Here is a 7,933-nt window from a genome sequence, read left to right as displayed (position 1 = left end):
CTGGTCGATGGACACCGCCGGGGACAATCCCTCGATGAAGTCGACGTCCGGCTTGTCCATCTGCCCGAGGAACTGGCGTGCATACGCCGACAGTGACTCCACATAGCGGCGCTGACCTTCGGCGAAAATGGTGTCGAACGCCAGCGAGGACTTGCCCGAGCCGGACAGCCCGGTGAACACGATCAGGGCGACCCGGGGTAGGTCGAGGTCGACGCCACGCAAATTGTGCTCGCGCGCGCCTTTGACAATCAGGCGGTCAGCCACGCACTCCCTTTCACCGGTTTTTCCCTCACAGACAGAGCTTCTCCCCATGCTATGTGCCCATACCGACAAGTCTTCCGCGGCCAGTAACGTGACCGGTATGACCGCTGCGAGCGATAACTACACCGGACACGTCGAACCGGGCACGGCGGCGCTGCGCACGTTGCCGGGCGCCACAATCCTGAAGGCGTCGGTAGGTCCCATGGACAACAACGCCTACCTGGTGACATGTTCCGCGACCGGGGAGACGCTGCTGATCGACGCCGCCAACGACGCCGAAGTCCTGCTCGACCTGATCGCCCGCTACGCGCCGAAGCTGTCGCTGATCGTGACCAGCCACCAGCATTTCGACCACTGGCAGGCGCTGCAGCCGGTTGCCGAAGCGACCGGAGCCCCGACGGCGTGCCACGAGATCGACGCCGAACCGCTGCCGGTCAAGCCGGATCGTTTGCTGGCCCACGGGGACACGGTTCAGATCGGCGAGCTGACATTCGACGTCCTGCATCTGCGGGGCCATACCCCGGGGTCGGTTGCCCTGGCCCTGGGCGGGCCGCCGACGGGCGGGGTGACTCACCTGTTCACCGGCGACTGCCTGTTCCCGGGGGGCGTCGGAAAGACCTGGCAGCCCGGCGATTTCGAGCAACTGCTCGGCGACGTCACCACCCGGGTATTCGACGTGTACGCCGACTCCACCGTGATCTACCCCGGCCATGGCGACGACACGGAGTTGGGCGCCGAACGCCCGCACCTGGCCGAGTGGCGCGAGCGCGGCTGGTAACCGCTAGGTCGTGTGCACGATCAGCACGTCGACCTTCGCCTTGCGCGAGACGTTGGCCGGAACCGAACCCAGCAGGCGTCCGGCAATGGTGCTCAGCCCGACGTTGCCTACCACCAGCAGATCGGCATTCTCGGACTCGGCAAGGTGAACCAGCGCGTCCACCGGGGCGCCTTCGATCGCTCGCTCGTCGACATTCTTCGCGCCGGCGATGTGCGCCCGCTCCTTGGCGTCCTGCAGGATCTCGTAGATCGGGGCGGTACCGGTCACCTTGTAGCTTTCGCTCTTGAGCGCATCGACGGCGCGGGCGTCCTCGTGCTGAGGCAGATACGCCGACGCGATGATCAACTTTGCGTCCTCTCCCGCAATCCTGGCTGCCCTGTCTACCGCGCGCATCGACGAATCCGAGCCGTCGGTCCCTACGACTACGGTTTGATAGGCGCTCATTTACCCTCCCAGGTGTCGGTTTCCGCCAACCCAAGACAGTATCGCGTTGCTGGACATAGATGGGAGAGATTTGCGGCGTGGCAGCCCTCACGCTGCCACCCCAAAGCAGTCCGGGTCACGTCCGGGGATTTCCGAACTGGCGGTCGGACGCGCGAATCGGCCTACTGCACATAAAGTTAACAACCATCATGTCCGTCACGATCGTCGAGAATCCCCTGGCTGACGACGCCGAACCCGCGCCGTCAACTCGTGTCAGGGGCAGATTCGCCGATCCCTGGGCAGTGGGCGTCCTGACCGCGATCATCAGCGGCGCGTGGGCCAGCAGGCCTTCGCTGTGGTTCGACGAGGGCGCCACGATCTCGGCGGCGGCCAGCCGGACGTTGCCGGAGCTGTGGAAGTTGCTGGGCCACATCGACGCCGTCCACGGCCTGTACTACCTGCTGATGCACGGCTGGTTCGCCATATTTCCGCCGACGGAGTTCTGGTCGCGCGTGCCCAGCGCTCTTGCCGTCGGCGCCGCGGCGGCCGGAGTGGTGGTGTTCGGCAAGCAGTTCTGCGGGCGAACGACCGCGCTGTGCGCGGGCGCCGTGTTCGCCATCCTGCCGCGGGTGACATGGGCGGGTATCGAAGCTCGGTCGTCGGCGCTGACGGTCGCGGTGGCGGCGTGGCTGACGGTACTGCTGGTGGCCGCGGTGCGGCGCAACCAAGCGCGGTTGTGGCTGTCCTACGCGCTCGTGTTGATGGTGTCGATTCTGGTCAGCATCAACACCGTGCTGCTGGTGCTGGTCTACGCCGCAATCCTGCCTTTGGCGGCTGGCCGGCGGCCGCGAAAGTGGCCGGCCATCTGGCTGGCGGTGAGTTCGGCCGCCGCCCTGGGGGCGATGACGCCGTTTATGCTGTTCGCCCACAAGCAAGTCTGGCAGGTCGGCTGGATCATTGGGCTCAACCGGAACCTGTTCCTCGACGTCGTGCACCGGCAGTACTTCGACCACAGCGTTGCTTTCGCGATCGCCTCCGGCGTTCTGGTGCTGGCCGCCATTGGGATGCGGCTGGCCGGGTGGTCACGGCACGAGGACGGCACGGGGCGGTTGCTGGCGGTCAGTGTGCTGTGGGTGGTGCTGCCGACGGCTGCCGTGCTGATCTATTCGGCGGTCGGCGAGCCGATCTACTACCCGCGCTACCTGATCTACACCGCGCCGGCCGCGGCGGTCATCCTTGCGATTTGCATCGTCGCCATCGCCCGTAAGCGGTGGCAGGTGGTGGCGCTGGTGATTGTGCTGGCCGTCGCCGCGTTCCCGAATTACCTCTTCACCCAGCGCGGACCGTACGCGAAGGAGGGCTGGGACTACAGCCAGGTCGCCGACGTCATCAGCGCCAACGCCGCTCCCGGTGACTGCCTGCTGGTGGACAACACGGTGCCGTGGCGGCCCGGTCCGATCCGGGCGCTGCTGGCTACCCGGCCGGCGGCGTTCCGCTCGCTGATCGACGTGGAACGCGGCTTCTACGGACCGAAGGTCGGCGCGTTGTGGGACGGCCACGTCGCGGTGTGGTTGACCACAGCCAAGATCAACAAGTGCCCGGCTGTGTGGACGATCACTAACCGGGACACCTCGTTACCGGATCATCAAACAGGACAATCACTTTCGCCGGGTACCGCGTTCGGCCGAACGCCCGTGTACCAGTTCCCGAGCTACCTGGGCTTCCACATCGTCGAGCGCTGGCAGTTCCACTACTCCCAAGTGGTGAAGTCGACGCGGTAGCCTCTGCGATCAGCGCAACTGGCTGCTGACCGAGCTCGACGCCGATCCGCACGGCCTGGACAGCGGCCAGGTCGGGTGACGATGACGTCTCCGGGAACCCGATCGCCAACGCGACCCCCAGGTGCTCACCGACGGCGTCGCCGGGGTGCGCTAATGCTGACGACGAGCCGGATTAGACGCGGACTGCCTGGCGGTCGCGGCGAGTGGCCCGGTGGGAGGCGATGATGCCGATCGCGGCCAGCCCGGTGAAGGCCGTGTAGAGCCAGCGCGCTTCCACGACGTCGCCTCCAGTGGCGGTGTTGACGACGACGCCGGCCAGTCCGGCCCCAAAGGCCGCCGAGATCAGTTGCACCGTATTGATCGCCGCGGCCGCCGCGCCGCTTTCGGCTGGGTCGTCGACCGAGTCCATGGCGCGGGCCGACAAGTGCGGCCAGGCCATGCCGATGCCGGTCCCGGCCACCAGCAACGACAGCGCCCAGACCGCGACCAGACCGATCGACGCGTCCGCACGCTGGCTGACGGCGCCGACCGCCAGGCCGGCCGCCATCACCACGGGTGCGGCCAGGACGACGACGCCTATCGTGCGGGGATTGCTCAATGACGCGCTGACGATCTCGCTGACCGTCCAGCCGACCGCCAGCGATGCGCCCAAGAAGCCGGCGGCCACCGGGGTGAGGTGTCCCAGCCGCTGGCCGAACAGCGGCACGTAGGTATCGATCATGACCGCCATCATCAGGACGGCCATGGTCAGGTAAATCCACTTGAGCGGGCCCGAGCCGAACACACTGGGCGGTAACACCACCGCGCGGCCCCGGCGGTCGACCAGCACGAAGGCACCGATCAGCAGGACGCCGACGCCGAGCAACGCGCCGATCGCCCATGCGTGGCGCGGCAGTTGCGCGACGCTGACCGCCAGCGCCGCCGCCCCGATCAGCAGCAGCGACCACACCGGCACCTTGAGCTCGGAGATCGGTTGCGCCGGGCGGTCCGCCCCGGTATCACCGCGCAGGACGACCGGGACCAGGATCGCCATCAACACCGTCAGGAGCGCCATCGCGCCAAATGCCCAGCGCCACAACCCGAATTGCGCGAACAGCCCACCCGTCGCCGGCCCGACTACGGTGGCGACACCCCACATCGCCGACACCAGGGCCGAGCCCCGGGTCCACAGTGAGCGCGGCAGCGCGGCGTTGATCAGCGCGTAGCCCAGGCCGGCCAGCGTGCCGCCGGCCACGCCCTGCAGGGTGCGGCCGGCGATCAGCACCTCCATGCTCGGCGCGGCCGCGCAGACCAGGCTGGCCACTCCGAACAGGGCCAACGCCATCAGGAACGACGTGCGCGGCCCGAATCGGCGCAGTACCGGATTGACGGTGGTGGCGGCGACGACGGATCCGACCAGGTACAGGGTGACCACCCAGGCGTAGAGACGGCCCCCGCCGATCTCTTTGATGGTGCTGGGCAGCAGGCTGACGGTAAGGAACTCGTTGGTGGCATACATCGCGACGCCGCCCGCCAGCACCGTCGACGTGCCCAGGTGTTGGCCGAGCAGTCCACGCCAACTGCCGGTTTGCTGCGTTGTCTCCGTCACTTCAGGCCGGCGGCGTCCATCCCGCGCAGCTCTTTCTTCAGGTCGGCGATCTCGTCGCGGAACCTTGCGGCGAGCTCGAACTGCAGGTCGCGGGCGGCGGCCATCATCTGCGCGGTCAGGTCCTTGATCAGGTCGGCGAGTTCGGCGCGCGGCATGTTCGAGGTGTCGCGTCCCTCAATTACGCCGGCGCTGACCGCCCGGCCGGGTTCACCCTGGGCGCGCCGGCCGCGGGACGCGTTGCGCCCGGATCCGCCGATTTGGACTGTGTCGGTGGCCTCAGTATCTGCGGCCTCGCGGTAGACCTGGTCGAGGATATCGGCGATCTTCTTGCGCAGCGGCTGCGGGTCGATGCCGTTGGCCTCGTTGTAGGCAATCTGCTTGGCCCGGCGCCGTTCGGTCTCGTCGATGGCTTCCTTCATCGAGTCGGTGATCTTGTCCGCGTACATGTGCACTTCACCGGACACGTTTCGGGCGGCGCGCCCGATGGTCTGGATGAGGCTGCGGGTGGACCGCAGGAAACCCTCTTTGTCCGCGTCAAGAATCGCCACCAGCGACACCTCGGGTAGGTCCAGGCCCTCGCGGAGGAGGTTGATGCCGACCAGCACGTCGTATTCTCCGAGCCGCAGTTGGCGCAGCAGCTCGACGCGGCGCAGTGTGTCGACCTCGGAGTGCAGGTATCGGACCCGGATGCCCATCTCCAGCAGGTAGTCGGTGAGGTCTTCGGCCATCTTCTTGGTCAGCGTCGTCACCAGCACCCGCTCGTCGGCCTCGGTGCGTTTGCGGATCTCCCCGATCAGGTCGTCGATCTGCCCCTTGGTCGGCTTGACCACGACCTTCGGGTCCACCAGCCCCGTCGGCCTAATCACCTGCTCGACGAACTCGCCGCCGGTCTGGCTGAGCTCGTATGGGCCCGGAGTGGCGGACAGGTAGACCGTCTGCCCGATCCGGTCGGCGAACTCCTCCCAGGTCAGCGGCCGGTTGTCGACCGCCGAAGGCAACCGGAACCCGTACTCGACCAGGTTGCGTTTGCGGGACATGTCGCCCTCGTACATGCCGCCGATCTGCGGGACCGTGACGTGCGATTCGTCGATGACCAGCAGGAAGTCTTCCGGGAAGTAGTCCAGCAGCGTCGCGGGAGCCGATCCGGCCGGCCGCCCGTCGATGTGGCGGGAGTAGTTCTCGATGCCGGAACAGAAGCCGACCTGTCGCATCATCTCGATGTCGTAGTTGGTGCGCATACGCAACCGCTGGGCCTCCAGCAGCTTGCCCTGACCCTCCAACTCGGCGAGCCGCTCCGCCAGCTCCTGCTCGATGGTGGAAATCGCTTGCGCCATGCGCTCGGGGCCGGCCACGTAGTGGGTGGCCGGGAAAATACGCAGCGAGTCGACCTGGCGGATCACCTCACCCGTCAGCGGGTGCAGGTAGTACAGCGCCTCGATCTCGTCGCCGAAGAACTCGATGCGGACCGCGAGTTCCTCGTACGACGGGATGATCTCGACGGTGTCGCCCCGCACCCGGAATGATCCGCGGGTGAAGGACAAGTCGTTGCGGGTGTACTGGACATCCACGAGCAACCGCAGCAACGCGTCGCGGTGCACCTCCAACCCGACCTGCAACTCGACCGAGCGGTCGAGGTAGGACTGCGGCGTGCCCAGGCCATAGATGCAGGACACCGAGGCCACCACCACCACGTCGCGGCGGGACAGCAGCGACGATGTCGCGGAGTGCCGCAAGCGCTCGACGTCGTCGTTGATCGAGCTGTCCTTCTCGATGTAGGTGTCGGTCTGCGCGATGTAGGCCTCGGGCTGGTAGTAGTCGTAGTAGGAGACGAAGTATTCAACCGCGTTGTGCGGCAACATCTCTCGTAACTCGTTGGCCAGCTGGGCGGCCAGCGTCTTGTTCGGCGCCATCACGAGGGTGGGGCGTTGCAGCCGTTCGATCAGCCAGGCGGTGGTGGCGGACTTGCCGGTGCCGGTGGCGCCGAGCAGCACTACGTCGTGCTCCCCCGCTTTGATGCGGCGCTCGAGCTCGTCGATCGCGGCGGGCTGGTCACCCGCGGGCTGGTGTGGGCTGACCACCTCGAAGCGCGCGCCGGTGCGAACGAGCTCGTCGACGGCGCGGTATTCGGAGTGGGCGATTACTGGGTGTTCGGTGGCGAAAGCCATAACACCAGGGTAAAGCCAGGCACTGACAGCCTTTATTCCTCTTGCCGGGCACCCGTGGTGCAGCGAGTTACGACGGCCCGTTGGCTCCGGCTTTCCCGACCAGGGTGCCGCCCCGTCCGCCAATGCCGCCAACCGCGCCGCCACCACCCCCGGCGCCGCCGTTTCCGCCGTCACCGATCAGCTGTGCGTTGCCGCCGTTTCCACCGTTTTTGCCGATGCCGTCGTCACCCGTGCCGCTAAATCCCGAACCGCCGGCGCCGCCGGCGCCGCCCGCACCACCACCGCCGCCGTTGCCATACAGCGCTCCGCCGCCGGCACCGAAGGAACCCGCCCCACCGTCGCCGCCGGCGCCACCCTTGCCGCCGCCCTCACTTACACCACCCTTGCCGCCGTCACCGCCGTCCCCTCCGGTTCCGCCGTTGCCGATCAATCCGGTAGCCCCGCCCGCTGCACCGGCTCCGCCGCCGCCGCCGATTCCGCCGCTGCGGCCGTTCTTGCCCACGCCTCCGGCTCCCCCATCACCGCCTGCCCCGCCGGCACCGCCGTCGCCAGAGAGCAGTCCACCCGCGCCGCCGACCGCACCGGCTCCACCGTTGCCGCCGGTCCTGCCGGAAGCACCTGCGTAAGCGGTCCCACCGCGTCCGCCGTTGCCACCGTCGCCGCCGGCACCGCCGTTGCCGATCAGGCCGGCGGCACCGCCCTGTGCCCCCGCACCGCCGGCACCGCCCTTGCCCGTCATGTCCGTGTCCAGGTCGATATCACCACCACCACCGCCCGAACCGCCGGCACCGCCGCTGCCCAGTAGCAGCCCGCCTCTGCCGCCGTACGCGCCGTCCCCGCCGGCCCCGCTCGCACCGCCGACGTCGCCGGTTCCGCCTTTGCCGCCGTGGCCGCCGATGCCACCCGCCCCGCCGCTCGCCGATCCACCCGCCCGCGC

At 67.9% G+C, this 7,933-nt stretch carries 7 protein-coding genes; 2 read left to right on the top strand and 5 right to left on the bottom strand.

The window, feature by feature from the left end:
- The coding region (locus BN972_RS30290) for an excinuclease ABC subunit A (RefSeq protein WP_036356016.1) at positions 1–264 on the bottom strand (264 nt) is incomplete at its 3' end.
- Between the two features lie 97 nt (positions 265–361).
- On the opposite strand from BN972_RS30290, the gene BN972_RS10495 reads away from it, so the two are divergent.
- Positions 362–1,039, top strand: coding sequence for an MBL fold metallo-hydrolase (locus BN972_RS10495; protein WP_036356013.1), 678 nt, complete (start codon positions 362–364; stop codon positions 1,037–1,039).
- Positions 1,040–1,042: 3 nt separating this feature from the next.
- Here BN972_RS10495 and BN972_RS10490 read toward each other — a convergent pair whose 3' ends face one another.
- The gene (locus tag BN972_RS10490; RefSeq protein ID WP_036356011.1) at positions 1,043–1,483 is read right to left on the bottom strand and encodes a universal stress protein; all 441 of its coding nucleotides are present in this window, start codon (positions 1,481–1,483) and stop codon (positions 1,043–1,045) included.
- Positions 1,484–1,671: 188 nt separating this feature from the next.
- Between BN972_RS10490 and BN972_RS10485 the strand changes: the two genes are divergently transcribed.
- Positions 1,672–3,243: a mannosyltransferase gene (locus tag BN972_RS10485; protein WP_036356008.1), complete on the top strand. Its 1,572-nt coding sequence runs from the start codon at positions 1,672–1,674 to the stop codon at positions 3,241–3,243.
- 172 nt (positions 3,244–3,415) lie between these two features.
- On the opposite strand, the gene BN972_RS10480 is transcribed toward BN972_RS10485, so the two are convergent.
- The 3 genes from BN972_RS10480 to BN972_RS30805 all read right to left on the bottom strand — a co-directional run.
- Entirely contained in the window at positions 3,416–4,831 is a 1,416-nt protein-coding gene (locus tag BN972_RS10480; RefSeq protein ID WP_036356005.1) for an MFS transporter, read from the bottom strand.
- Positions 4,828–6,996 (bottom strand): excinuclease ABC subunit UvrB, encoded by a 2,169-nt coding sequence (gene uvrB / locus BN972_RS10475; RefSeq protein ID WP_036356001.1) that lies wholly within the window; start codon positions 6,994–6,996, stop codon positions 4,828–4,830. The genes BN972_RS10480 and uvrB overlap by 4 nt, the downstream gene beginning before the upstream one ends.
- A gap of 67 nt (positions 6,997–7,063) precedes the next feature.
- On the bottom strand, positions 7,064–7,933 hold an 870-nt coding region (locus BN972_RS30805; protein ID WP_200869707.1), incomplete at its 5' end, for a hypothetical protein.

Origin of the sequence: Mycobacterium asiaticum DSM 44297 (assembly GCF_000613245.1) — a bacterium.
Taxonomy (GTDB): Bacteria; Actinomycetota; Actinomycetes; order Mycobacteriales; family Mycobacteriaceae; genus Mycobacterium; species Mycobacterium asiaticum.
Note: the sequence above shows the minus strand (reverse complement) of the source record. Positions and strands in the feature narration are given on the sequence as shown.